Genomic DNA, 24,410 nt, shown 5'->3' on the forward strand with positions numbered 1-24,410 from the left:
ATGGCGAACGTCCGGCTGACCCCTCTTGACGGAAAACCTAGTGTGCAGGTCCGACATATTCAAACATCTGTACGAGATTTCCCCGGCGTGTCGCTCTCCGGTGCTCGACTTCCGTACCTGTGTTCTGATAGACCGTCGTACGGGCGTTCTATCGAACGGGTGTCCGAAAGGAGTCTGTCATGACGGTCAGTGGTGCGCGACACGCCGAGCCGCCGGTGCGCCTCACCCGCCGTGGTCGCACGGTTCTGTGCGGTCTCTTCCTGGCCCTGGCGGCGACGGCCAGTGTGATCCTCTTCGTGACCGCCTCGCACGTCTGACCGGGCCTGTTCCGGTCCTCCCGGGTTGATCTCCGTCGGGTGCTCCGACCGATTCCCCGGCGCGTCGAGGCGGCGATCCGGCCGCTCCGCGTGATCGTGTCATCACCTCGGGTGGTGAGGTGAGAAATACGGCGCGTCGGCATCCCGGTGAACTTGCGTCGGCGTCCGCCGGGGCCTAGCGTCTACCCCAACATCTAGTGGTTACACGGATGTAAGTCGTCCACAGGTTGGGGTTCCTTCTCCCCGGTTATCCACACGTCATCCACAGCGCAGCCCGTTGTCTTCGCAATGGTCGCGCTGCGTTTTGCCGTGCCCGGATCCCGTCGAGCAGGGCCCGGAGGGAGATCTCGGTGCGCTGCCCGTACTGTCGCCATGCCGATTCGCGCGTGGTCGACTCACGAGAGGCCGACGACGGTCAGCTGATCCGTCGCCGCCGCTCGTGCCCCGAGTGCGGCAAGCGGTTCACCACCGTCGAGGAAGCTGTTCTCGCGGTCGTGAAACGCAGCGGCGTGACCGAGCCGTTCAGCCGGACGAAGATCATGAGTGGCGTGCGCAAGGCCTGTCAGGGCCGGCCGGTCGACGAGGACTCCATCGCCCTGCTCGCGCAGCGGGTCGAGGAGGCCGTCCGGGCACGCGGCGCCGCCGAGATCCCCAGCCACGAGGTGGGCCTGGCCATCCTCACGCCACTGCGTGAGCTGGACCAGGTGGCTTACCTCCGATTCGCCAGCGTGTACAAGTCGTTCGACTCTCTCGACGAATTCGAGAAGGAGATCGCCGCGCTGCGCGATGCCGGCCCCGTCCGGGAAACCGGGACGCGACACGCCGTCGCGCCACGGTCCGGGGGACGCGCACCCAAGCTCAACGGCTGAGGCGCCATGGCGGACGGCCTAAGCCGAGAGCACTTCTTACCGACACACCTGTAGCGGTACCTACGAGGGGGAGCACATCCATATGGCCGGAGACGGCATCACTGCAGGTCGCCAGCGCAGCCGGACGAACGGCGGCAACGGCGCGGCGGCCGGGGGGCTGCGAGTGGAGCGGGTCTGGACGACCGAGGGCGTTCACCCGTACGACGAGGTCGAGTGGGAACGCCGCGACGTCGTCATGACCAACTGGCGCGACGGCTCGATCAACTTCGAGCAGCGCGGTGTGGAGTACCCCGCGTTCTGGAGTGTGAACGCGGCGAACATCGTCACCACCAAGTACTTCCGCGGCGCGGTCGGCACGCCGGAGCGGGAATGGTCGCTCAAGCAGCTCATCGACCGGGTCGTCACGACGTACCGCAAGGCGGGCGACGACTACGGCTACTTCGCCACCTCCGCCGACGCCGAGATCTTCGAGCACGAGCTGACCTGGATGCTGTTGCACCAGGTGTTCAGCTTCAACTCGCCGGTCTGGTTCAACGTCGGCACCAAGTCGCCGCAGCAGGTCAGCGCCTGCTTCATCCTCTCCGTGGACGACTCGATGGACTCCATCCTCGAGTGGTACAAGGAGGAGGGCCTGATCTTCAAGGGCGGCTCCGGCTCGGGCGTCAACCTCTCCCGGATCCGTTCCTCCAAGGAACTGCTCTCCTCCGGTGGCACCGCCAGCGGCCCCGTCAGCTTCATGCGCGGTGCCGACGCCAGCGCGGGCACCATCAAGTCCGGCGGCGCCACCCGGCGCGCGGCCAAGATGGTCATCATCGACGTGGACCACCCCGACGTCGAGGAGTTCGTCTGGACCAAGGCGCGCGAGGAGAACAAGATCCGCGCGCTGCGGGACGCCGGCTTCGACATGGACCTGGGCGGCGCCGACATCGTCAGCGTGCAGTACCAGAACGCCAACAACTCGGTACGGGTCAGCGACGAGTTCATGCGCGCCGTCGAGGAGGGCACGAAGTTCGGCCTCCGCGGCCGGCTGAACGGCGATGTGATCGAGGAGATCGACGCCAAGAAGCTGTTCCGCGACATCGCCCAGGCCGCCTGGGAGTGCGCCGACCCCGGCCTGCAGTACGACGACACCATCAACGACTGGCACACCAACCCCGAGACCGGCCGGATCACCGCGTCCAACCCGTGCTCGGAGTACATGTCGCTGGACGACTCGTCCTGCAACCTGGCCTCGCTGAACCTGATGAAGTTCCTCAAGGCCGACGGTGGCTTCGAGGTGGAGAAGTTCGTCAAGAGCGTCGAGTTCATCATCACCGCGATGGACATCTCGATCTGTTTCGCCGACTTCCCGACCGAGAAGATCGGGGTCACCACCCGCGCCTACCGTCAGCTCGGTATCGGGTACGCGAACCTCGGCGCCCTGCTGATGGCGTCCGGTCTGCCCTACGACTCCGAGGGTGGCCGGAGCGTCGCCGCGGCGATCACCTCGCTGATGACCGGTACGGCGTACCGGCGCTCCGCCGAACTGGCCGGTGTCGTCGGCGCCTACGACGGCTACGCCCGTAACGCCGAGGGTCACCAGCGCGTCATGCGCAAGCACGCCGCCGCCAACGACGAGCTGCGCCCGCAGGGCCCGGTCGCGGGCGAGATCGTCCGCGAGGCGACCCGTCAGTGGCAGAACGGCAACAAGATCGGCGCCAAGAACGGCTGGCGCAACGCGCAGGCCTCGGTTCTCGCGCCGACCGGCACCATCGGCCTGATGATGGACTGCGACACCACCGGCATCGAGCCCGACCTGGCCCTGGTCAAGTTCAAGAAGCTGGTCGGCGGCGGCTCCATGCAGATCGTCAACCAGACCGTCCCGCGGGCGCTGCGCAGCATCGGCTACCCCGAGGAGCAGGTCGAGGCGATCGTCGAGCACATCGCCGAGCACGGCAACGTCGTCGACGCGCCCGGTCTCAAGCCGGAGCACTACGCGATCTTCGACTGCGCCATGGGCGACCGGGTCATCGCCCCGCTCGGCCACGTCCGGATGATGGCCGCGGTGCAGCCGTTCATCTCCGGCGCCATCTCCAAGACGGTCAACATGCCGGAGTCGGCGACCGTCGAGGAGATCGAGGAGATCCACTTCCAGGGCTGGAAGCTGGGCCTCAAGGCGCTGGCGATCTACCGCGACAACTGCAAGGTGGGCCAGCCGCTGTCGGCCGCCAAGAAGAAGCCGGCGGCCACCGAGGCGGCGGCCGAGGAGACCAAGGCGATCGAGAAGGTCGTCGAGAAGGTCGTGGAGAAGGTGGTCGAGTACCGCCCGGTCCGCAAGCGGCTGCCGAAGAAGCGCTCGTCCGAGACGGTGTCGTTCTCGGTCGCCGGCGCCAAGGGCTACCTGACCGCCTCGTCGTACCCCGACGACGGTCTCGGCGAGGTCTTCCTCAAGATGTCGAAGCAGGGCTCGACGCTGGCCGGTGTGATGGACGCCTTCTCGGTCGCCATCTCGATAGGCCTGCAGTACGGCGTCCCGCTGGAGACGTACGTCGGCAAGTTCACCAACATGCGCTTCGAGCCGGCCGGTATGACCGACGACCCGGACGTCCGCATGGCGTCCTCGGTGATGGACTACATCTTCCGTCGCCTGGCGCTGGACTTCCTGCCCTACGAGACCCGCTCCGAGCTGGGCATCTTCACCGCCAAGGAGCGGCTGGCCCAGGCACAGGCCGAGGCGGCCGCCGACGCCGCCGCGGTGGACCTGGCCGGCATGGCCGCGTCCGCGCCGGTCTCCCCGGCCGGTTCGGCGAGCGTCACGGTGGCCGAGGTCAAGGCCTCGACCTCGGCGGCGGCCCCGGCTCCCGTGGAGAAGGACGCCCCGGTGACCGCGGGCTCCTCGACCGAGCTGCTGGAGATCGTCACCGGCCACGCCGCCGACGCGCCGCTCTGCTTCACCTGCGGCACGAAGATGCGCCGCGCCGGCAGCTGCTACGTCTGCGAGGGCTGCGGCTCCACCTCCGGCTGCAGCTGACTCCTGCCGCGCTGACGACAGCGACCGTCCGGCCCTCAGGGGCCGGGCGGTCGCTTCGTCGTTTCGGCCGCATCCGACAATGGGCGTCTACGGGGCCAGGACCGAGTCGGGGAGGAGAGCAGGATGGGCAGCCCGGAGGACCTTCAGGCGGAGGCGCGTACGGTGCTCGCGCTGCTGGAGCCGCTGGGGCCGGTGACGCCCACCGGCAGCTTCGTGTCGGGCCTGATGGTGTGGCGCGATCTCGACGTGATGCTGACCGGCGGCCCGGATCATCGGCCGGAGGATGTCGTGGCGCTGCTCGGCCGGGCGGTGACGATCCCGGGCCTGACCGGTTTCAGCGTCGCCGACCAGCGTGGGGACCGGTCGCCCACCGGCAAGCAGCGCGACGAGCGCTTTCACGTCGTCCTGACGGTGGGTGCGTGGCGGGTCGACCTGTCGATCTGGCTGCACGACGATCATGCCGACGTGACCGAGTGGCACCGGGCGCTCGCCGCCCGCCTGACCGAGGAGGAGCGCCAGGCGATCCTCGCGATCAAGCAGGTGTGGCATCGGCGGCCGGAGTACCCGGACGAGGTGGGCGGCTTCGACATCTACACCGCGGTCCTCGAGCACGAGGTGCGCACCGCCGTCGAGTTCGGCGTCTGGCTGCGCACCGCCCGGTGAAGGGCCGGGCGGCCGTGCACCCGCCCCGGTGAAGGGTCGAGTGCCGCGCGCCCATCCCGGTGAAGGGTCGAGTGCCGCGCGCCCATCCCGGTGAAGGGTCGGCCGCCGTGCATCCGGCCAGTGAAGGGTCGAGCGCCGTGCGTCCGGCCGGTGACGGGATAGCCGCTGCGCACCGCCTCATGGAGGTGCCGCCGACGTCCCGGTGGGGGATCAGGCGAGGAAGTCGGTGATCAGCGCGGCCAGAGCGGTGGGCTGCTCGATCACCATGGCGTGGGAGGCGTCGGCCAGCTGCACGTGGCGCAGATGCGGCACCGCACGCGCCCGCTCCACCAGGTACCGCCGGTAGGCCGCGTACAGCTCGGCGAACGGCTCCTGCTCGGGCAGGTCGCGGGTGGCGAGCACGAGCAGCTGGGGGCACGTCGTCGCGGCGTGGACCGGCCCGAGATCCAGCTCGTTCATCGCGTCGCGCATCTGTGCGGTGAGCGCCGCGGACGGCCGGATCGACGTCTCCCCGCCGGCGTGCACCAGGTTGCGCCGGAAGCCCTCGATCCACACCTTCTCGTTGGCGCCCATGTCGCGGGCCGCCATCCGCTGCCGCTCCACCAGGTCGGGCAGCTGCTCGGCGGGGATCGTCTGCCCGGCGGCCGCCTGCATGCCGTCGAAGATCGCGTGCAGCCGGGCCAGCTCGGCCGCCGCCTTCTCCGGGTCGAGGCCGGGCAGTTGCTCGGGGTGGGTGGGCGGCGGGTTGCCGTCGAGGCTGACCACGCCGGGGGACTCCGGGTGCCGCTGGCCCCACAGGGCGGCGAGCATGCCGCCGAGCGAGTGGCCGACGACGGCGGGCCGCTCCAGCTCCAGCTGGACGCAGACGGCGGCGAGGTCGCCGAGGGCGGCGTCCCACGTCCAGGGGCCGTCGGCGGAGCGGCCGTGCCCGCGCAGGTCGACGGTGACGACCCGGTGCCGGGGCCGCAGCTCCCGGGCCAGGCCGGTCATCTGGGCCAGGTTGCCGCCGGCGCCGTGCAGGAGCAGCAGGGGCGGCTGGTCGCCGCCGAAGTCGCGGGTCGCCAGCTGCACTTCACCGGCGTCGATCAGACGGTCGTTGATCATGGGTTCTCCTCGTTGCGGAGCCGGTCGCGGATGGCGGAGACGGGGACGCCGCCGTCCGGATGGCGGGGCAGGCGGCCGCGGCGCACCAGGTCGTGCACGCCCTGCCGGGTGATGCCGAGCATCGCGCCGGCGGTCGCGTAGGACACCGAGGCCGCATAGGGGTGGCCGGCACGGCGCACCACGATCTGCCCGAGCGGGGTGCGCCACCAGTCGGCCGGTGGCAGGAAGGCTTCGTCACCGGGGTAGAGGGTGCCGATCAGCCGGGCGATGAGCCGGACGGCCGCGGCGTCGTCGCCGCCCTCCAGGGTCCGGGTCCAGCCGGCCACCCGGAGCCGCAGCAGGTCGCGCACCGCGCCGACCGGCCGGTCGTCCTCGAGGAGGATCTCCAGGGGGTCGAGCAGGCGGTTGTCGAGCAGGCGGTGCAACTGCTCGGCCAGGTCCATCGGCCCATCGTTCCGCTACTTGACAGCAGGTGTCAAGTCGGCGGTGCCGATAGGGTTCCGGGCGTGAAGCGTCTCCCGCTGGCGCCCCGCGCCCTCACCGAGCCGCATCCGAGCCGTCTGCCACCCGACCATCCGCGCCGGGCGGAGATCCTGGCCGCCCACGCCGGGGCGCTCGCCGCGGGGCAGGCCGGATATCCGGATCCCGGCACCGGTCTGTTCGTGCTGACCGCCGGTTTCCTGGCCGATCGCGGCACCTGCTGCACCCGCGGCTGCCGTCACTGTCCGTACGTGGATGAGCCGTGATCAGGCTCTTCCGCCGGACCCGCACGGCCAGTACGGTCGGGTGCGCCCGCACCGGGAAGGATCGATAGTGCCCACGCGTCTGGCCGTGCTCGGCGCCACCGTGCTGCTCGCCGTCTCCGGCTGCAGCGAGGCGGCGGAGACGGCCGCACCCGCCCCCGTCGCCGTGCCCAGCACGGCCGTCGAGCCGGTGGCCGAGGTGCCCGCCGCGACGGCCGGCGGGGCCTGCGCCCTCTGGGATTACGACGTCATCGAGAAGACGATCGGGGTCCGTTTCTCGGTGGCGGCCTCCGACCAGGCCGGCGGCACGTCGACGTGCGTGGTGCAGCCGGACCGGCAGGCGTGGCCGGACCTGTCGCTGTCGGTGGTGCGGACGACCACGGCCGGCCCGGAGATCTTCCTCGGCGAGCGGGTGCCGGCGGGCGCGGCGAAGCTCACCGGGCTGGGACGGGCCGCGTACCGGCTGAATGCGAAGGCCACCGCTCAGCACGGCCCGACCGTGGAGATCGGCTGGCTCAGCCAGGCCAAGCAGCTCCGGACCCTCCGTTTCACCTTCGCCCGGGGCGGCGCCGATCAGGCGAAGGTGACGGCCATGAACGCGAAGCTGCTCAACCTCGCCAAAGCGCTGAACACGACCGACGGCTAACGCGCCGCCACGAAGACGCGGGACGCGACCTCACGCGGCAGACGGATCTTGTCGCCGGAGCGGTCCACAGTGACCCCGTCGCGCTCCTGGGCCACGGTGACCGTGGTGCCCGGGTTGATGCCGGCGGCGTGCAACTGGCGCAGCACGTCGGAGTTGGTCTGGACGCTCTCGCAGATGCGGCGGATGACGACACTGCCGCTCAGCCCGGGGAAGGCGAGGTTCCGCTCGCCCTGGGTGAGGATCTCGGCGGGGTCGTCGAGCTCGCCGAACTGGTCGAGGCCGGGGATCGGGTTCCCGTACGGCGAGCGGGTCGGCTTGTTGAGCAGCTCGTAGACCCGCTTCTCGACGGCGTCGCTCATCACGTGCTCCCAGCGGCAGGCCTCCTCGTGGGCCTCCTCGTAGGGCATCCCGATGACGTTGACGAGCAGCAGCTCGGCGAGACGGTGTTTGCGCATGACGGCCACGGCGCTGCTGCGGCCCATGTCGGTCAGCACCAGGTGCCGATCGCCCTCGACGGTCAGCAGACCGTCACGCTCCATCCTGGCGACGGTCTGGCTGACCGTGGGACCGCTCTGGTGCAGGCGCTCGGCGATGCGGGCGCGGAGTGCGGGCACACCCTCCTCTTCGAGTTCGAGGATGGTGCGAAGGTACATCTCGGTGGTATCGACGAGATCGTTCACGATGCGGTCCTCCCAGCAGCGATAATACCGCGTTGCGGGGGGTTGACCTCCGCCCCGGACAAGTGCCAGGCGACCCTACCCGACGGCGGAATACGTGTGCTAACCACGCATCGCCCACGACCGGGGGACAGCCGGCCGTGGCAGCATGTCGGTCATGGCGGACGACACGACGGCGGTGGTGTGGGACAGCGCCCTGCTCGACTACGACATGGGCGATCATCCCCTGAATCCGGTGCGGGTCGAGCTGACCATGGCGCTGGCCCGGGATCTCGGCATCCTCGACCGGCCGGGGGTGCAGATGATCACTCCGGCGGAGGCTGATGAGACCGATCTCACTCGGGTGCACCGCGCCGACTACCTGGACGCGGTCCGCCTCGCCCCGATCGACCCGTTCTTCAGCGGCTGGGGGCTGAACACGCCGGACAACCCGGTCTTCGACGACATGCACCAGGCCTCCGCCCGGATCTGCGGCGCCACGCTCGCCGCCGCCCGCGCCGTCTGGCACGGCACGGCCCGGCGCGCGGTCAACGTGTCCGGCGGCCTGCACCACGCGATGCCGGCCCGGGCCGCCGGGTTCTGCGTCTACAACGATCCCGCGGTGGCGATCGCCTGGCTGCTGGCCGAGGGCGCGCAGCGGGTCGCCTACATCGACGTCGACGTGCACCACGGCGACGGGGTGCAGGCCGCCTTCTACAACGACCCGCGGGTGCTCACGGTGAGCCTGCACGAGACGCCGCTGGCCCTGTTCCCCGGCACCGGGTTCGCCGACGAGACCGGCGGGCCGGACGCCGAGGGCACCGCCGTCAACGTGCCGCTGCCCCCGGGCACCGGCGACGCCGCCTGGCTGCGGGCGTTCCACGCGATCGTGCCGTCGGTGGTCCGGGCCTTCGCGCCGGAGATCATCGTCAGCCAGTGCGGCGCCGACGCCCACCGGCTCGACCCGCTCGCCGATCTGAAGCTGTCGGTGGACGGTCAGCGGGCCGCCTACATCGCCATGCGGGGGCTGGCCGACGAGCTCTGCGACGGCCGCTGGGTGGCCACCGGCGGCGGTGGGTACGCGCTCGTCGAGGTGGTGCCCCGGGCCTGGTCGCACCTGCTCGCGGTGGCCACCGGCGAACCGCTGGCGCCCGGGACGCCGACCCCGCTGCAGTGGCGTGCGCTGGCCGCCGCCCGCCGCCCGGGCGAGACCGTCCCGGAGACGATGACCGACGGGACCGAGCCACCGGTGGAGTCCTGGCCGGGGACCAGCGACGACCCGGTGGACCGGGCGATCCTCGCCACCCGGACGGCGGTCTTCCCGCTGCACGGCCTGGACCCGCACGACCCCAGGGACTGACGCCGTGAACCGAAGCGCAGACGTTCTGCTCGCCGACGGCAGCGCCGTGCACCTGCGGCGGATCCGGCCGGAGGACGCGCCGGCCATCGTGGACTTCCACTCCCGGATGAGCGACCGCACCCGCTACCTCCGTTACTTCTCGCCCTATCCGCGCATTCCGGAGCGTGACCTGCAGCGGTTCGTCAACGTCGACCACCGTGACCGGGAGGCGTTCGTCACCCTCGCCGACGGCCGGATCACCTCGGTCGGGCGGTACGAACGGCTCGGCCCCGACTCGCCGGACGCCGAGGTCGCCTTCGTGGTCGAGGACGCGCACCAGGGCCGGGGCATCGGCTCGGTGCTGCTGGAACATCTCGCCGACGCGGCCCGGCAGAACGGGATCAGCCGGTTCGTCGCCGAGGTGCTCCCGGAGAACGGCGGCATGCTGCGGGTCTTCGGCGACTCCGGGTTCCAGGTGCAGCGCCGGTACGCCGACGGCGTGGTCCATCTCAGCTTCCCGATCGAGCCGACCGAGAAGTCGCGGGAGGTGCAGGAGTCCCGCGAGCACCTGACCGAGGCGCGGTCGATCGCCCGGCTGCTGGCGCCCCGCGGCATCGCGATCTACGGCGCCAGCGCCACCGGGCACGGGATCGGCGCCCACATGCTCGGCAACCTGCGCGACGGCGGCTACACCGGTCACGTCGTGCCGGTGCATCCGACCGCGGAACGGGTGGCCGGGCTCCCGGCGTACCGCAACGCCTCCGATGCCGGTGTCCCGATCGACCTGGCCCTGATCGCCGTGCCGGCCGACCGCGTCGCGGAGGCCGGGAGGGATGCCGCCCGCGCCGGGGCGGGCGGGGGTGTGGTGGTCTCGGCGGGTTTCGCCGAGACCGGCGACGAGGGCGCCGCACGGCAGCGCAACCTGGTCGAGGCGGCACGCGCGGCGGGGCTGCGGGTGATCGGCCCGAGCAGCTTCGGCATCGCCAACACCGACCCGGGGGTACGCCTCAACGCCACCATCTCGCCACGCCTGCCGATCGCCGGCCGGGTCGGCTTCTTCAGCCAGAGCGGCGCCCTCGGTGTCGCGCTGATGGCCGAGGCGGACCGGCGTGGCCTGGGCCTGTCCAGTTTCGTGTCGGCCGGCAACCGGGCCGACGTCTCCGGCAACGACCTGCTGCAGTACTGGCAGGACGACCCCGGCACCGACGTCGTCCTGCTCTACCTGGAGACCTTCGGCAACCCGCGCAAGTTCGCCCGTCTGGCCCGCCGGATGAGCCGGGTCAAACCGGTGGTGGCGGTGGCCTCGGCGACCCGCCCGCCGGGCCTGGCCGGTGACTCGCCCGGCCCGGACGCGCACGCGGTGACCGCCCTGTTCGCCCGGTCCGGCGTGATCCGGGTGGACACCGTGCAGGAGCTCTTCGACGTCGGCATGCTGCTGGCCCACCAGCCGCTGCCGGCCGGCCGCCGGGTCGCCGTGGTCGGCAACTCGTCCGCGCTGGCCGAGCTGGCGGTGGTCGCCTGCCGTGCCGCCGGGCTGGAGGTGGCCGACGGCTATCCCCGCGACACCGGCCCGGAGGCGGGCGCCCACGATCTCGCCGACACGCTCGCCGACGCGGCCGTCGACCCGTCGGTGGACGCGCTGGTGGTGGTGTTCGCGCCACCGATGCCGGGCCGGCACGCCGACGAGGACGCGGACTTCACGGCCGCGCTCGCCAGCGTCGCCCTGGCCGGTGAGAAACCGACTGTCGCGACGATGGTCTTCGGTCAGGCGCCGCCGCGGGTGCCCGCCTATCCGTCGGTCGAGGAGGCGGTCCGCGCGCTGTCCCGGGTGGTCGGTTACGCCGACTGGCTGCGCCGGCCGCCGGGCGTGATGCCGGTTCTCTCCGGCGTGGACCCGGTCGCCGCGGAGGCGGCGGTGGCGGCCGAGTCGGCGGCCGCGCTGCTCGCCGCGTACGGCATCCCGGTGGTTCCGTCCACCCTGGCCGGCAGCGCGGACGAGGCCGTCGCCGCGGCGGCTGAGCTGGGCTATCCGGTCGCGCTCAAGGCGGCGGGCGGTGCGTTGCGGCATCGGATCGACCTCGGCGCGGTGCGCCTCGCGGTCGCTGACGAGCCGGGGGTACGCGCGGCGTACCGCGAACTGGCCGGCGAGTTCGGCCCGGGTGTCCTGGTGCAGACCATGGTGCCGCCGGGCGTCGCCTGCACGGTCCAGACGGTCGAGGACCCGGCGTTCGGCCCGGTGGTCGGTTTCGGCCTGGGCGGGGTCGCCAGCGAACTGCTCGGCGATCTGGCCTGGCGGGCCGCGCCGCTCACCGACCGGGCCGCCGAGGCCCTGGTGGACGAGCCGCGGGCGGCGCCGCTGCTGCACGGTTACCGGGGCGCCACACCGGTGGACCGGGCCGCCCTGATCGATCTGCTGCTGCGGGTGGGCCGCCTCGCCGACGAGCAGCCGCGGGTCCGGTCGCTCACGTTGAACCCGGTGCTGGCCCGGCCGGACGGCTGGTCCGTGCTGCACGCGGCCGTCGAGTTCGGCGATCCGGGGGCCCGGCCGGACACCGGCCCCCGGCGATTGCGGAGTGTGTGATCAGACCGCGTAGGCCTCGAGCCGGGACGCCCGCTCGGGGTCACGCAGCTTCAGCATCGTCACCTTCTCGATCTGGCGGATCCGCTCGCGGCTGAGACCGAACTCGCGGCCCACCTCGTCCAGAGTGCGCTGCCGGCCGTCGTCCAGGCCGAAGCGCAGCCGGATCACCGCGGACTCCCGCTCGGACAGGGTGGCGAGCACGATCTCGACCTCGCTGCGCAGCTCGCCCTGGGTGTGGCCCTCACCGGGCACGTTCGGGTCGACGGCGGCGACGAAGTCACCGAGGGCACTCTCGCCGTCCTCGCCGACGGCCTGGTCCAGGCTGACCGGCTCCCGGTCGTACGAGATCAGCTCGATGACCTGGAACTCGGGCACGTCCATGGCCTTGGCGATCTCGGCGATGCCCGGCTCCCGGCCCAGGCTGGCTGCCAGGTCGCGGCGGCAGCGGACCATCCGGTTGACCTGCTCGACCATGTGCACCGGGATGCGGATGGTGCGGGCCTGGTCGGCCATCGCCCGGGTGATGGCCTGGCGGATCCACCAGGTGGCGTACGTGGAGAACTTGTAGCCCTTGGTGTAGTCGAACTTCTCGACCGCGCGGATCAGGCCGAGGTTGCCCTCCTGGATCAGGTCGAGGAAGGCCATGCCACGGCCGGTGTACCGCTTGGCGATGCTGACGACGAGGCGCAGGTTGGCCTCGAGCAGGTGGTTCTTGGCGGCGCGGCCCTCGGCGGCGATGACACGCAGCAGGGGCGCCAGGTCGGCGGCGGCCGTGCGGAGCTTCTCCTCCGCGTACAGCCCCGCCTCGATGCGCTTGGAGAGTGTGACCTCCTCGACGGCGGTCAGCAGGCGGGTGCGCCCGATGCCGTTGAGGTAGGCGCGAACCAGGTCGGCTGAGACACCGCGCTCGTCCGTGGCGTCCAGGTCGGCAAGCTGCTCGACATCGTCGGTCATGCTGGTCTCTACCGTCATGGAATCCGACGCCTTCATCTCCAGGACCACTTTGAGTCCCCTCCCCGCGATAACGTCTCGTTCGTGCCAACCGCATTCGTGCCGGTGTGAGGGCAAGCTTCGTCCGCGGCGCGTTAAGCGGAGGTGAGGCCAGCGTCCAGGTGGCATGAATCGGGGAGAACCCTGACGTCGACAAGCCGACAACTCAGACCTTCGGGTCACCTGCGCGTGTTGCCGGAACTCGATATCGTGCGGGGGCCTAGGAAAGGGAGCCAGCGTGGTCTTCAAGCGAATGATGCAGGCGTTCGGGGTCGGCGGCCCGTCGGTCGACACCGTGCTCACCAACCCGAACACCTATCCGGGCGGTTTCCTGGAGGGCCGGGTGCAGGTGGTCGGCGGTGACCACGCCACCGACATCGAGTACGTCGCGATCGGCCTCACCACCCGGGTCGAGGTGGAGAGCGGGGACAGTGAGTTCCAGTCGAACCAGGAGTTCCACCGCCAGCGGCTGACCGGCTCGTTCAAGCTGGAGCCCGGCGCCCGCCACGACGTCCCGTTCCGCTTCGAGGTCCCCTGGCAGACCCCGATCACCGATCTGTACGGGCAGCGCCTGCACGGCATGACCATGGGCCTGGCGACCGAGCTGGAGGTGGCCCGCGCCGTCGACAAGTCCGACCTGGACGCCGTCGCCGTGCACCCGCTGCCGGCTCAGGAGCGGATCCTCAACGCGCTGCTGCAGATCGGCTTCCGGTTCAGCAAGGCGGATGTGGAGCAGGGCCGGATCTACGGGGTGGAGCAGCATCTGCCGTTCTACCAGGAGATCGAGTTCTACCCGCCCCCGCAGTACGCGAGCGGCATCAACCAGCTGGAGCTCACGTTCCTGCCGACCCCGCAGAAACTGCAGGTGGTGCTGGAGCTGGACAAGCGCGGCGGCGTCTTCACCGAGGGGCGTGACGCGTTCGGCAGCTTCGACGTCGACTACGCGACCGCCGACCAGATCGACTGGGTGTCCCGCCTCGACCAGTGGCTGCGCCAGTCCGCCCAGCGCCGCGGCATGTTCTTCTAGATCTTCTAGAGCTCCAGCAGGACCGTGCACGGTCCGACGTTCACCGACTCCACCAGCATGTGCGCCCGGAAGCGGCCGGTCTCCACGGTCGCTCCCCGGGCGCGCAGTGCTGTCACGTACTCGTCGATCAGTGGTTCGGCGGTCTCGGCGGGCGCGGCCGCGATCCAGCTCGGGCGGCGGCCCTTCCGGGCGTCGCCGTACAACGTGAACTGGCTGATCACCAGCAGCGGCGCGCCGAGGTCGGCGGCCGACCGGTCGTCCAGGACCCGCAGCTCCCACGTCTTGCGGGCGAGCTCGGCGGCCTTGGCCGGGGTGTCGTCGTGCGTGACCCCGACCAGGACCAGCAGGCCGTCCTCAATCTTGCCGATCACCTCGTCGTCGACCGTCACACTCGCCCGGCTCACGGTCTGTACCAGTGCGCGCATGGGTGTGGACGGTAGCCGACCGCCTCAGCCGGCGTTGTCGCTGGTGTACTCGTCCTCGACGTGCAGGGCGCCGGTGGTGGCGTCGCCGGTCGTCGTGTTCGCCACGCCCGGTCCGGTGCGCGGCCGGTCCGGGAAGCTCGCCGGGCCCGCCGTGCCCCCGGTGGTGGTCATGATGCCCTCGCCGGCCGGCCCGCCGTTGCGCAGCTCCTCCGGGTCGGTTCCGGCGGGAATCGTGTTGGACAGTTCGCCTTCGGTACGGGGGTCGCTCATCGTCCACCTTCCGGTTCGTGGGGTGTCAACGCCCCGGTTTGCCCCGCTCCGGCCCGCGCAAACCCCGCTGCACGGCTGTCAAGTACGTGAATATCTCTCCGGCACGGTCCCGGCGGTGCCAGGATTTGCCTGGTCGGAGGGGTTGTCGAGATGTGAGCTCCCGTTGGTGAGCACCCCGGCGCTACCCCCATGTATGCACGGCGACCGACCTTCGCGTGCCGGTTCGGCCGGACTCAGATGGGAGACCCACCCATGCCCCTCACCAGCACCGCCAGCGGGCGCAGCACCGACACGGCCCGGACGGCCCGGCCGCCCGCGTCGTCGGCTGCGGCGCGCCCGGCTCGTGGCGCCGATCCGGACGCGAGTCGCCGGCAGGCCCGCTCGGTGGCGAAACAGCAGCAGGCTGCCGAGCGGATCGCGTCGGCCACCGCCGAGATCTCCGCGCAGAACGCCGAGGCCGCCGAGGCGTCCCGGCAGCTGTCCGAATCGATGCAGCAGATCGCGGCGGGCGCCGAGGAGGCCTCCGGCGCCACCCAGCAGAGCCTGGCCGCGATGAATCAGATCGAGGAGCGTGTCGGCCAGCAGGGACAGACCACCCGCCAGGTCGCCGACCTCAGCCAGGCGTTGCAGGCCCTGCTCAACGAGACCCGCACCGGGATCAGCAACCTGCTGGCCAACGTGGAGAGCGCCTCGGCCCGGCAGACCACCTCGGTCGTCACCATCACCGAGCTGGAGAAACAGGCCGACGAGATCGGTGAGATCGTCAAGACGGTCGCGCACATCGCCGATCAGACGAATCTGCTGGCCCTGAACGCGGCGATCGAGGCGGCCCGGGCCCGGCAGCACGGCAAGGGCTTCGCGGTGGTCGCCGACGAGGTGCGCACCCTCGCCGAGACGAGCGAGCGCAGCGCCCGGCAGATCCGTGACCTGATCGACGAGGTGCGTACCAGCGTCACCGAGATCGCCGGTGCGGTGCAGAACTCCGCCGACGTGGCCCGGGGCGAGGTGGAGAAGGGCAAGACGATCACCTCGCAGCTGGAGACGATCCGGGCCGACATGGGCACGATCATGGCCGGCGCGGTGGAGATGGCGAAGGCCGCCGAGGAGTCGAAACGTGCCGCGGCGACCGCCAAGCAGCGGTCCGAGGAGATCGCCGCGGCGGCCGAGCAGCAGTCGGCGGCGTGCGAGGAGTCGCTGCAGACGGTGGCGCAGCAGACCCAGGCGCTGCGGCAGAGCGAGCAGGCGGCCGAAGCGCTGGCCGAGGTCTCCGAGACGTTGCGGAGCAGCACCGACATCGCCAAGAGCGCGGAGGAGGTCGCCTCCGCGGCGGAGGAGCTGTCCGCGGCGGTGGAGGAGATCAACCGGGCCGCCACCCAGATCAACGTGGCGATCAACGAGATCAACACCGGGGCGCGGACGGCGGCTGAGAAGGGCCAGCAGACCTCCGAGCTGGTCGGCCAGATCGAGCAGGGCGCCCAGCTCTCGGCGAACCGTGGCGGGTCCGCGGTGGAACGCGCCGACGTGATCCTGGAGCTGCTGTCCACCAATAAGCAATCGGTCGACTCGATGATCAATGCGATCGGTCAGGCCGCCCGCGAGGGCGCCGACAACGTCCGCAAGGTCAGCGAGCTGGAGCAGATCTCCCGGCGGATCGACAAGATCGTCGACGCCATCGCCAACGTGTCGATCCAGACCAACATGCTCGCGGTCAACGGGTCTGTCGAGTCGGCCCGGGCCGGCGAGTTCGGCAAGGGCTTCGCCGTGGTCTCCACCGACATCCGCAACCTGGCCCGGGACTCGGCCGACAACGCCGACCGGATCAAGGACCTGGTCAAGGCGGTGCAGGACCGGATCGTCGAGGTCCGCGCCGACCTGGAGGAGACGAGCCGGCTGTCGCTGGCCGAGGTCGAGTCGGCCAAGGCGACCACCGCCCGGCTGGAGGAGATCGAACGCGACATGCAGCAGGTCCGCGGCGGCAACGACGAGGTGCGCGAGTCGGCCCAGCAGATCGTGAGCGTGCTCGGCGAGGTCAAGATCGGCCTGGAGCAGATCGCCTCGTCGGCGAACGAGGCCGAGCAACTCGCCGCCCAGTCCTCCACCGCCGCCAAGGAGCAGGCGCAGGGCGCTGAGGAGCTCGCGGCCGCGGTCGAGGAGATCGCCGCGCTCGCCGACGAGCTGCAGAACGCCGCCTGACCGGCGAGAAGGGGAGGACACCCGATGGACGCCGACGAGGAACTCGCCGACGAGTTCGACGAGAACAGCGACTACGTCACCTTCGACATGGCGGGGGAGCGGTACGCCTTCCCGATGCGCCGCGTGCAGGAGATCATCCGGATGCCCGCGGTGGTCAAGGTGCCGCTCGGCCCACCGTCCCTGGAGGGACTGGCCAACCTGCGTGGCCGGGTGCTGCCGATCGTGAGCCTGCGGGGCTGCTGCGCGATGGACCGGACCGGGCACGACGAGACCACGCGGGTGATCGTGGTGGACGGCGGAGTGCCGCTCGGTTTCGTGGTCGACCGGGTGTCCAGCGTGATCAGCATCGACCCGCAGCAGGTCGAGCCGGCCGACTCGGTGCAGGCGACGGTCCGCTCGGACGTGCTGGTCGGTGTGATCAAGTCCGGTGGCGGCGAGATGACCACCGTGCTGGACGTGGACCAGCTGATCGGCAGTCAGTTCTCCCGGCTCTCGGAGAAGCGTTCCGGGCGTGACGCCGCCGCGGCGGCCCGGGTCTCCGCCGAGTCGGACGCCGACGCCGAGCTCGACGACACCCTCGAGCTGGTCAGCTTCGCGGTCGAGGGCCAGGAGTACGCGCTCCCGATCGACCAGGTGCAGGAGATCGTCCAGGCGCCGGAGTCGGTGAGCCATGTGCCGAACGCCGGCAGCCGCGTCCTCGGCGTCATCGACCTGCGGGGCCGGCTGCTGCCCGTCGTGAGCATGCGCCACGTGTTCGGGCTGCCGGTGACGCCGCTCGAGCCGCAGAACCGGATCGTCGTGGTCTCCATCGACGGCGGTGTGGTGGGCGTGGTGATGGACACCGTGCGCGAGGTGCTGCGGGTGCCGCATCAGCTGGTCGCCCCGCTGCCGACCGTGGTGACCGGCGACGGGCGCAGCACCGAGGTGGAGTCGGTGTGCCGGCTCGAGGACGGCAAACGCCTCGTCTCGGTGCTGAGCGTGAACCGGATGTTCGACTCGCCGGAGGTACGCAACGAGATCGCCGAATACCGGCGGGAGGACGAGGTCGAGATGGCCGACGGACCGGGTGGCCTGGCTGACGACGGCCGGGGCGACGAGGAGCTGTTCGTGGTGTTCCGCCTCGACGACGAGGAGTACGCCGTCGACGTCGACGCGGTGCAGGAGATCATCCGGGTGCCGGAGGCGCTGATCCGGGTGCCGAAGTCGTTCGACTTCGTGGAGGGCCTGGTCAACCTGCGCGGCACGGTGCTGCCGGTGGTGGACCTGCGGACCCGGCTCGGGCTGGGCCGCTCCGAGCGCGACGAACGCCAGCGGATCGTGGTGCTGATCATCGGCGGGGTCCGGACCGGGTTCATCGTCGACTCGGTCGCCGAGGTGGCCCGGGTCGGCCGCAACGTCCTCGAACCGGCGCCGGAGCTGTCGGCCGAGCAGGCCCGGGTGGTGTCCCGGGTGGCCAACCTGCCCGAGCAGCAGCGGATGCTCCTGCTCGTCCAGGTGGACCAACTGCTCGCCGCCGACCAGGCGGGCCAGGCCGCAGAACTGTGCGAGAACCTCGTCGAAGAGGCACTCGCCGCCGTCTGATCGGAGTTCCCGATGCCCCCCACCTCCGTTCTGGTAGTCGACGACTCGGCGCTGATGCGGCGTGCGCTCAAGGGGATCCTGGCCGAGGCCGGGGACTTCGAGGTGCACACCGCCCGCAACGGCGTGGACGCGCTCGAGCAGCTCGGCCGGATCCAGCCGGACGTGGTGACCCTGGACATCAACATGCCGGAGATGGACGGCCTCACCTGCCTTTCGAAGATCATGGAGGAGCACCCCGTACCGGTGGTGATGGTGTCCTCGCTGACCGAGCACAACGCCCTGGTCACCCTCGAGGCGCTGGAGCTCGGCGCGGTCGATTACGTGCCGAAGCCGGGGGGCACCGTGTCGCTGAACATCGACGACGTGGCGACCGAGCTGGTCGGCAAGGTCCGCAGCGCCGCCAAGTCCCGGGTCAAGCGGGCCGGCGGGCTCAGCGCACGGCTCCGCGCCCAGACCCAGCGGGCCGCCGTCGCACCGCCGGGCCGGCGGCAGCTGAGCCCGGTCGGCTCGGTGGACCTGCTCCTGATCGGATCGTCCACCGGCGGACCAGCGCTCCTCTCCGACCTGCTGCCCGAGCTGCCCGCCACGCTCGGCGCGCCGGTGGTGGTGGCCCAGCACATCCCGGCGTCGTTCACCGCGGCCCTGGCGCGCCGCCTCGACGAGATCTGCCCCCTCCGGGTGCACGAGGTCGACAGGATCATGAATGTGCAGCGGGGGAACATCTACATCGGGCGGGGGAACGCCGACGTCGTGGTCGCTCGGCGTACCGATGGCCTGATCGTCAAGACCGTGCCGGCCGCCGCCGAATACCGCTGGCACCCGAGCGTGGACCGGCTGGTCGCCTCCGCCCGGCGCTACATCGACCCGCAACGGCTGGTCTGCGCCCTGCTCACCGGCATGGGCGACGACGGCGCCACCGAGATGGCGGCGGTCAAGGAGGGCGGCGGCCGGACCATCGCCGAATCCGAGGAGACCGCCGTGGTGTGGGGCATGCCGGGAGAGCTGGCCCGCCGGGGCGGTGCCACCGAGGTACTGCCCGCGTACGAGATCGCGAGCCGGCTGGCCGACTGGGTCCGCTGACCACCCTGCGCAAGGAAGAGGTTGAGCACCATGGGACTCGTCCGCAAGCAGGCCCCGCAGCAGCCGGAGGAGGCGCTGCCGGACAGGCCGCCGGTGGAGACGCTTCTGGCCCAGCTGGACGATCCGGACCCCGACTGCCGGCGGGAGGCGGCGCTGGGCCTGGCCGACATCACCACAGCGGTGCCGGACCTGCTCGCCCGGGTCGGCACCGAGGATGATCCGCGGGTCCTGGAGTCGATGCTGACCACGCTCGCAGCGCACGACACCGAAGACGTCGCCGGCGGCCTGGCGGTGCATCTGACCAGCGACGAGGCGGGCCTGCGCACCGCAGTCGCCGCCGCGCTCGCCACCATGCCCCGCTCGGTGCCGGCGCTGCTGCCGAATCTGCTGGCCGCCCCCGACCACGACGTCCGGGTGATGACCGCGATGATCCTGGCCGACCTGCAACATCCCGAGGCCCACGACTGGCTGGTCCGGATGATCTGCCAGGACCCGCACCCCAACGTGGTCACCGGGGCCATCGACGCGCTGCTGCCGTCGGCGACCGAGGATGACGCCGATCTGCTGCGCGACGCGATGGCGCGGTTCCCCGACGACCCGTTCCTGCGGTTCACGGTGAACTCGGCGCTTCCCCGGCTGACCGGGACGGCGTGATGGCGAGCACCACCCCGGTCGCGCTCTCGGACGCCGACTTCACCCGGTTCTGTGAGTACTTCTACAAGCGCACCGGCATCCACTTCACCGCGGGGAAGCGGTACTTCGTCGACAAGCGGATCGACACCTGCATCCGCAACTCCGGGTACGACACGTTCGCGAGCTGGTTCGCCGCCCTGCGGATGTCCGACTCCGGCGGCATGCTGCAGGACCTGATCAACCAGCTCACCGTCAACGAGACGTACTTCCTGCGCGAGGACTACCAGTTCGACGCCATGCTCAGCACGGTGCTGCCGAACGTGCTGGCGGCCCGCGGCGGGGTGAACCGGATCGTCGGCCCGGTGAAGATCCTCTCGCTGCCCTGCTCCACCGGCGAGGAGCCGTACTCGATCGCACTCCGCCTCCTGGAGGAGTGGGACCAGATCGACCACGTGGACGTCGAGATCCACGGCGCCGACATCGACAGCGACGTCCTCGCCAAGGCGGCCCACGCCAGCTACGGGGAGCGGTCCGTGCAGCGGGTGCCGAAAGCCTGGATGAACAAGTACTTCGTCGCGGTCGGGGCCGGCCGCTACCAGGTCGACGAGGGCATCCGCAGCGCCGTGACCCTGCACAAGGTGAACATCTGCGACACCCCGTCGATGCGGTCGTTCCGCGACTTCGACGTGATCTTCTGTCGCAACGTCCTGATCTACTTCGACGAGCTGTCCAGCCGCCGGGCCGCCGAGAACCTGTACGCCGCCCTGCGTCCCGGCGGCTACCTCTTCCTCGGCCACTCGGAGTCGATGAGCCGCATCTCGCCGATCTTCACGCCGAGCCGCCTGCCGGAGGGCCTCGTCTACCAGCGACCGACCGGAGCCAAGTGATGACCTCGGATACCGCGACCAGAGCCCGGGTGCTCGTCGTCGACGACGCCGCCACGGTGCGGCTCTACCACAACAGTCTGCTCAGCGAGGCCGGGTTCGAGGTGAGCGAGGCGGCCAACGGCCTGGAGGCGGTCGAGGCGTCGCTCAGCGCCGAGTTCGATCTGTACGTGGTGGACGTGAACATGCCGAAGATGAACGGCTACACCTGCGTCGAGACACTGCGCTCGGAGACGGTAGGCACCGCCGCGCCGGTCGTGATGATCAGCACCGAGGACCGGCCCGGCGACGCCGACCGGGCGTACCAGGCGGGCGCGAACCTCTACCTGGTCAAACCGGTCGCCGGGGACCGGCTGGTCCGGGTGGCGACGATGCTGACCGCGGGAAGGGAAGAGGCGGCATGAATCCGCTGTTGTCCCAGTTCCTCGCCGAGGCCAACGACCTGCTCGCCTCGGTCGACGAGGGCCTGCTCCAACTGGAGCGGGTGCCCGGCGACCCGGAGCTGGTCAACGAGGTGTTCCGGGCCGCGCACACCTTCAAGGGCTCGTCCGGCCTGTTCGACTTCCCGGAGCTGACCCGGCTCACCCACGCCGCCGAAGACCTGCTGGACCAGGTACGCGGCGGCCGCCTGGCACTCGACTCCGGCATGACCGACGACCTGCTGGCCGCGTTCGACCTGATCCGCGGCTGGCTCGCCCACGTCACCGCGCACGAACGGCTCCCGGCCAGCGCCGGCAACGACGCGGCCGGCCTGATCACCCGCCTGCGCGCCCCGCTCGGCGGCGAGGAGGCCGGCCCGACCTCCGCGTCGGCCGGCCCGGCCCGGGTGATCAGCGCGGCGCCGCAGTGGCTGGCCTGGTTCGACGCCGAGTGGCTGACCGAGACCGCCGGCTGGCTGGCCACCACCGCGTCCACGCTGCGGTTCGTCTGGTACACCCCGGACACCGACTGCTTCTTCCGCGCCGAGGACCCGCTGCACCTGATCCGCCAGGTGCCCGCCCTGGACAAGCTCAACGTGGTGCAGCCGCAGACCTGGCCGACCCCGGAGGAGTACGACGAGTACGCCTGCCTGCTCTCCTTCGCGGTCGCCACCAGGGCCGCCGTCGGCGAGCTGGAGTACCTCTTCCGCTACGTGCCCGACCAGATCGAGATCGTCGAGCTCGACGCGGACGCGATCACCCGGCACCTCAGCGGTGAGCCGCCGCTGCACGTCGAGGAGCCGGTCACCGCCGCCTTCGTCCCGATGATCGACTCGGAGCTGGCCGCCGACGCCCGGGCCGTGCTGCACGCCGCCCACCGCGCGCTCACCATGGAGGGCGTCGTCACCGAGGGCACCCGGCTGCGGTCGGTCCGGCACGCGGTCACCGCCGCCGCCGGAGCGCTGGGAGTGCCGGTCGCCCTGGCCGAGGCCGGCCCGGCCGAGCTGATCGAGGCCGTGGTGCGGCTGGCCGGCGAGGCCGCGCCGGCCCCGGTCCCCGCCGCGGTGGCGGTCGAGCCGGTCGAACGGCGCGAGGAACGCGCCGACGAGAGACGGGCCGACGACCCGGGCGGCCAGGTCGGCACCCGCGTCCTCAAGGTCGACCAGGAGAAGGTGGACCGGCTGATGGAGCTGGTCGGCGAACTGAACGTGGCCAAGAACGGCCTCACCTTCCTCGCCGACGCGGCCGAGGAGGAGTTCGGCAGCCGGGTCCTCAGCCGCCGGATCAAGGACCAGTACGCCGGCCTGCACCGGATCGCCGAAGAGCTCCAGGCCGCCGTGATGGACGTCCGGATGCTGCCGCTGTCGGTGGCCTTCGGCCGGTTCCCGCGGCTCGTCCGCGACCTCAGCCGCCGGCTCGGCAAGACCATCGAACTGGTCACCGAGGGCGAGGACACGATGGCCGACAAGGACGTCATCGAGGCGCTCGGCGACCCGCTGGTCCACCTGGTCCGCAACAGCCTCGACCACGGCATCGAACCGTCCGACGAACGGGTCGCCGCGGGCAAGGCGCCGGCTGCCCGGCTCACCCTCGCGGCGGTCGCCGACGGCGACGCGGTCATCGTCGAGGTGTCCGACGACGGGCGGGGCGTCGACCCGGAGCGGGTCAAGCGCAAGGCGTACGAGAAAGGCCTGATCTCCGAAGAAGAGCTGGAGACGCTGAGCGACAGCGAAGCGGTCGACCTGGTGTTCCGCCCGGGTTTCTCCACCGCCGACCAGGTTTCCGATCTCTCCGGGCGGGGAGTCGGCATGGACGCCGTCCGGGCCAGCGTGGAGAAGCTCGGCGGCGCCGTGACGATGAAGTCGAAGTTCGGGCAGGGTACGTACACCCGGCTGCGGTTGCCGCTGTCCATGGCGGTCACCCAGGTGATGGTGGTGAGCGTCTCCGGGCAGCGGTTCGGCATCCCCGTCGACCTGGTCGTCGAGACGGTCCGGGTGCCCGTCGCCGAGATGGGCCGGGTGCTGCACCAGGACGTGGTGATGATGCGCGGCGAAGTGGTCCCGGTGATCGACCTCGCCCGGGTCCTCGACATGCCGTGGGCCCCCGGCGAGGGCGAGGACCGGCGCATCCTCGTGGTGAGCGTCAACGGCCAGCGGATCGGCCTGCTCGTCGAGGCGTTCCACCGGGAGGTCGACGTGATCCTCAAGCCGATGGAGGGCCTGCTCGCGTACGCCGACGAGTTCTCCGGAACCGCCCTGCTCGGCGACGGTCTGGTCCTGCTGGTGCTCAACATGAAGGAGGTGCTCGGTCTTGCCGCTCGAGTTGCATGAGGAGACCGCCAACCTGATCGGGGTGGTCACCGTCGACGAGGTGGAGCAACTGACCGGCTGGCTGCGCACGGCCAAGCGGCCCAAGGTCGGCCTGCGACGGTGCAACCATCTGCATACCGGCGCGCTCCAGGCCCTGCTTCTTTTCCGTCCGAAGATTTCTTCAGCACCGAGTGACGCCTTCCTGGCGACGCAGGTGCTGCCACTACTCGGAGTGAGTGGTGGCCCAGCCAACAAGCAGGGAAGCGATCCTCCATGACCACTGTGATGCTCGTCGACGACTCCGCCACCATGCTCATGAGCCTCAAGTCGATCCTCACCAAGGCCGGCTACACCGTCGAGACCGCCGGCCATGGCAAGGAGGCGCTCGACAAGCTCGGCAAGGGTGTCAAGCCGAACCTGATCATCAGCGACGTCAACATGCCGCAGATGGACGGGATCACCTTCGCCCGCGAGGCCCGCAAGGCCCCGGGCATGCGGTTCACGCCGATCCTGATGCTGACCACCGAGTCGGAGCAGACCAAGCGGGCCGAGGCGAAGGCCGCCGGTGCCACCGGCTGGCTCGTGAAGCCGGTCGGACCGGACCAGCTCCTCGGCGTGATCAAGCAGGTTCTGCCCGGCGCCTGATCGGCCGAGATCCGTAACGGAGGTAA

General features: G+C 70.9%; 23 protein-coding genes and 1 pseudogene. 18 read left to right on the forward strand and 6 right to left on the reverse strand.

All coding sequences use genetic code 11. From position 1 onward, the window contains the following. Positions 1 to 179: 179 nt before the first annotated feature. From Aut01nite_RS36115 to Aut01nite_RS36130, 4 genes are all read left to right on the forward strand, one after another. On the forward strand, positions 180 to 317 hold the full coding sequence (locus Aut01nite_RS36115) for a hypothetical protein (RefSeq protein ID WP_161790698.1): 138 nt from the start codon (positions 180 to 182) through the stop codon (positions 315 to 317). A gap of 350 nt (positions 318 to 667) precedes the next feature. Then, complete coding sequence (gene nrdR / locus Aut01nite_RS36120; protein ID WP_043528858.1) at positions 668 to 1,186, forward strand: transcriptional regulator NrdR; 519 nt, start codon at positions 668 to 670, stop codon at positions 1,184 to 1,186. 82 nt (positions 1,187 to 1,268) lie between these two features. Further along, a complete protein-coding gene (locus Aut01nite_RS36125) occupies positions 1,269 to 4,196 on the forward strand; it encodes a vitamin B12-dependent ribonucleotide reductase (RefSeq protein WP_043528860.1) in 2,928 nt (975 codons plus the stop codon). 123 nt (positions 4,197 to 4,319) lie between these two features. Beyond that, positions 4,320 to 4,859, forward strand: coding sequence for a hypothetical protein (locus tag Aut01nite_RS36130; RefSeq protein ID WP_043528862.1), 540 nt, complete (start codon positions 4,320 to 4,322; stop codon positions 4,857 to 4,859). Positions 4,860 to 5,069: 210 nt separating this feature from the next. On the opposite strand, the gene Aut01nite_RS36135 is transcribed toward Aut01nite_RS36130, so the two are convergent. After that, a complete protein-coding gene (locus Aut01nite_RS36135) occupies positions 5,070 to 5,963 on the reverse strand; it encodes an alpha/beta fold hydrolase (RefSeq protein ID WP_043528864.1) in 894 nt (297 codons plus the stop codon). Then, entirely contained in the window at positions 5,960 to 6,406 is a 447-nt protein-coding gene (locus Aut01nite_RS36140) for a hypothetical protein (RefSeq protein ID WP_043528866.1), read from the reverse strand. Before Aut01nite_RS36140 ends, Aut01nite_RS36135 begins: the two co-directional genes overlap by 4 nt. Before the next feature lie 63 nt (positions 6,407 to 6,469). Here Aut01nite_RS36140 and Aut01nite_RS36145 point away from each other — a divergent pair, with 63 nt between their 5' ends. Together Aut01nite_RS36145 and Aut01nite_RS36150 are read left to right on the forward strand one after the other, a co-directional pair. Beyond that, positions 6,470 to 6,709: a DUF5522 domain-containing protein gene (locus tag Aut01nite_RS36145; protein ID WP_236642929.1), complete on the forward strand. Its 240-nt coding sequence runs from the start codon at positions 6,470 to 6,472 to the stop codon at positions 6,707 to 6,709. Between the two features lie 67 nt (positions 6,710 to 6,776). Then, positions 6,777 to 7,352, forward strand: coding sequence for a hypothetical protein (locus tag Aut01nite_RS36150; RefSeq protein ID WP_043528868.1), 576 nt, complete (start codon positions 6,777 to 6,779; stop codon positions 7,350 to 7,352). Here Aut01nite_RS36150 and Aut01nite_RS36155 read toward each other — a convergent pair. Continuing rightward, on the reverse strand, positions 7,349 to 8,035 hold the full coding sequence (locus tag Aut01nite_RS36155; RefSeq protein WP_043528870.1) for an iron-dependent transcriptional repressor DtxR: 687 nt from the start codon (positions 8,033 to 8,035) through the stop codon (positions 7,349 to 7,351). The two genes, Aut01nite_RS36150 and Aut01nite_RS36155, sit on opposite strands and share 4 nt — an antisense overlap. Positions 8,036 to 8,186: 151 nt before the next feature. Between Aut01nite_RS36155 and Aut01nite_RS36160 the strand changes: the two genes are divergently transcribed. Together Aut01nite_RS36160 and Aut01nite_RS36165 are read left to right on the forward strand one after the other, a co-directional pair. Continuing rightward, positions 8,187 to 9,368 (forward strand): acetoin utilization protein AcuC, encoded by a 1,182-nt coding sequence (locus Aut01nite_RS36160; protein WP_043528942.1) that lies wholly within the window; start codon positions 8,187 to 8,189, stop codon positions 9,366 to 9,368. Between the two features lie 4 nt (positions 9,369 to 9,372). Continuing rightward, positions 9,373 to 11,928 carry a bifunctional acetate--CoA ligase family protein/GNAT family N-acetyltransferase gene (locus Aut01nite_RS36165; protein WP_043528871.1) on the forward strand — a complete coding sequence of 852 codons (2,556 nt, stop codon included), beginning with the start codon at positions 9,373 to 9,375 and terminating at the stop codon, positions 11,926 to 11,928. Here the strand turns inward: Aut01nite_RS36165 and sigB are convergent, their stop codons facing one another. Then, positions 11,929 to 12,900, reverse strand: a complete 972-nt coding sequence (gene sigB, locus Aut01nite_RS36170) for an RNA polymerase sigma factor SigB (protein WP_043528944.1) — start codon at positions 12,898 to 12,900, stop codon at positions 11,929 to 11,931. It abuts the gene before it with no gap. A 256-nt stretch (positions 12,901 to 13,156) separates the two neighbouring features. Here sigB and Aut01nite_RS36175 point away from each other — a divergent pair, with 256 nt between their 5' ends. Next, on the forward strand, positions 13,157 to 13,945 hold the full coding sequence (locus tag Aut01nite_RS36175; protein WP_043528873.1) for a sporulation protein: 789 nt from the start codon (positions 13,157 to 13,159) through the stop codon (positions 13,943 to 13,945). A 5-nt stretch (positions 13,946 to 13,950) separates the two neighbouring features. Here Aut01nite_RS36175 and dtd read toward each other — a convergent pair whose 3' ends face one another. Together dtd and Aut01nite_RS36185 are read right to left on the reverse strand one after the other, a co-directional pair. Then, the gene (dtd, locus tag Aut01nite_RS36180) at positions 13,951 to 14,370 is read right to left on the reverse strand and encodes a D-aminoacyl-tRNA deacylase (RefSeq protein WP_043528875.1); all 420 of its coding nucleotides are present in this window, start codon (positions 14,368 to 14,370) and stop codon (positions 13,951 to 13,953) included. 24 nt (positions 14,371 to 14,394) lie between these two features. Beyond that, positions 14,395 to 14,586 (reverse strand): annotated as a pseudogene (locus tag Aut01nite_RS36185) (hypothetical protein); the annotation flags it as partial. Between the two features lie 306 nt (positions 14,587 to 14,892). Here Aut01nite_RS36185 and Aut01nite_RS36190 point away from each other — a divergent pair. Genes Aut01nite_RS36190 through Aut01nite_RS36230 form a run of 9 tightly spaced genes read left to right on the forward strand, consistent with a single transcriptional unit; the run spans position 14,893 to position 24,384 of the window. After that, positions 14,893 to 16,833 (forward strand): methyl-accepting chemotaxis protein, encoded by a 1,941-nt coding sequence (locus Aut01nite_RS36190; protein ID WP_043528877.1) that lies wholly within the window; start codon positions 14,893 to 14,895, stop codon positions 16,831 to 16,833. A gap of 24 nt (positions 16,834 to 16,857) precedes the next feature. Further along, positions 16,858 to 18,414, forward strand: a complete 1,557-nt coding sequence (locus Aut01nite_RS36195) for a chemotaxis protein CheW (protein ID WP_043528878.1) — start codon at positions 16,858 to 16,860, stop codon at positions 18,412 to 18,414. 12 nt (positions 18,415 to 18,426) lie between these two features. Continuing rightward, positions 18,427 to 19,494, forward strand: a complete 1,068-nt coding sequence (gene cheB / locus Aut01nite_RS36200; protein WP_043528880.1) for a chemotaxis-specific protein-glutamate methyltransferase CheB — start codon at positions 18,427 to 18,429, stop codon at positions 19,492 to 19,494. Positions 19,495 to 19,524: 30 nt separating this feature from the next. Further along, positions 19,525 to 20,148 (forward strand): HEAT repeat domain-containing protein, encoded by a 624-nt coding sequence (locus tag Aut01nite_RS36205; protein WP_043528881.1) that lies wholly within the window; start codon positions 19,525 to 19,527, stop codon positions 20,146 to 20,148. Continuing rightward, positions 20,148 to 21,014: a CheR family methyltransferase gene (locus Aut01nite_RS36210; RefSeq protein WP_043528883.1), complete on the forward strand. Its 867-nt coding sequence runs from the start codon at positions 20,148 to 20,150 to the stop codon at positions 21,012 to 21,014. Before Aut01nite_RS36205 ends, Aut01nite_RS36210 begins: the two co-directional genes overlap by 1 nt. Then, positions 21,014 to 21,415 (forward strand): response regulator, encoded by a 402-nt coding sequence (locus Aut01nite_RS36215; protein ID WP_043528885.1) that lies wholly within the window; start codon positions 21,014 to 21,016, stop codon positions 21,413 to 21,415. The genes Aut01nite_RS36210 and Aut01nite_RS36215 overlap by 1 nt, the downstream gene beginning before the upstream one ends. Further along, the gene (locus Aut01nite_RS36220) at positions 21,412 to 23,760 is read left to right on the forward strand and encodes a chemotaxis protein CheA (RefSeq protein WP_043528886.1); all 2,349 of its coding nucleotides are present in this window, start codon (positions 21,412 to 21,414) and stop codon (positions 23,758 to 23,760) included. Before Aut01nite_RS36215 ends, Aut01nite_RS36220 begins: the two co-directional genes overlap by 4 nt. Beyond that, positions 23,741 to 24,016, forward strand: coding sequence for a hypothetical protein (locus tag Aut01nite_RS36225; protein ID WP_043528888.1), 276 nt, complete (start codon positions 23,741 to 23,743; stop codon positions 24,014 to 24,016). Before Aut01nite_RS36220 ends, Aut01nite_RS36225 begins: the two co-directional genes overlap by 20 nt. Next, positions 24,013 to 24,384 carry a response regulator gene (locus Aut01nite_RS36230; protein ID WP_043528889.1) on the forward strand — a complete coding sequence of 124 codons (372 nt, stop codon included), beginning with the start codon at positions 24,013 to 24,015 and terminating at the stop codon, positions 24,382 to 24,384. The genes Aut01nite_RS36225 and Aut01nite_RS36230 overlap by 4 nt, the downstream gene beginning before the upstream one ends. The last annotated feature ends 26 nt before the right edge of the window (positions 24,385 to 24,410 follow it).

The organism is Actinoplanes utahensis (assembly GCF_016862455.1).
GTDB classification, from domain to species: Bacteria; Actinomycetota; Actinomycetes; order Mycobacteriales; family Micromonosporaceae; genus Actinoplanes; species Actinoplanes utahensis.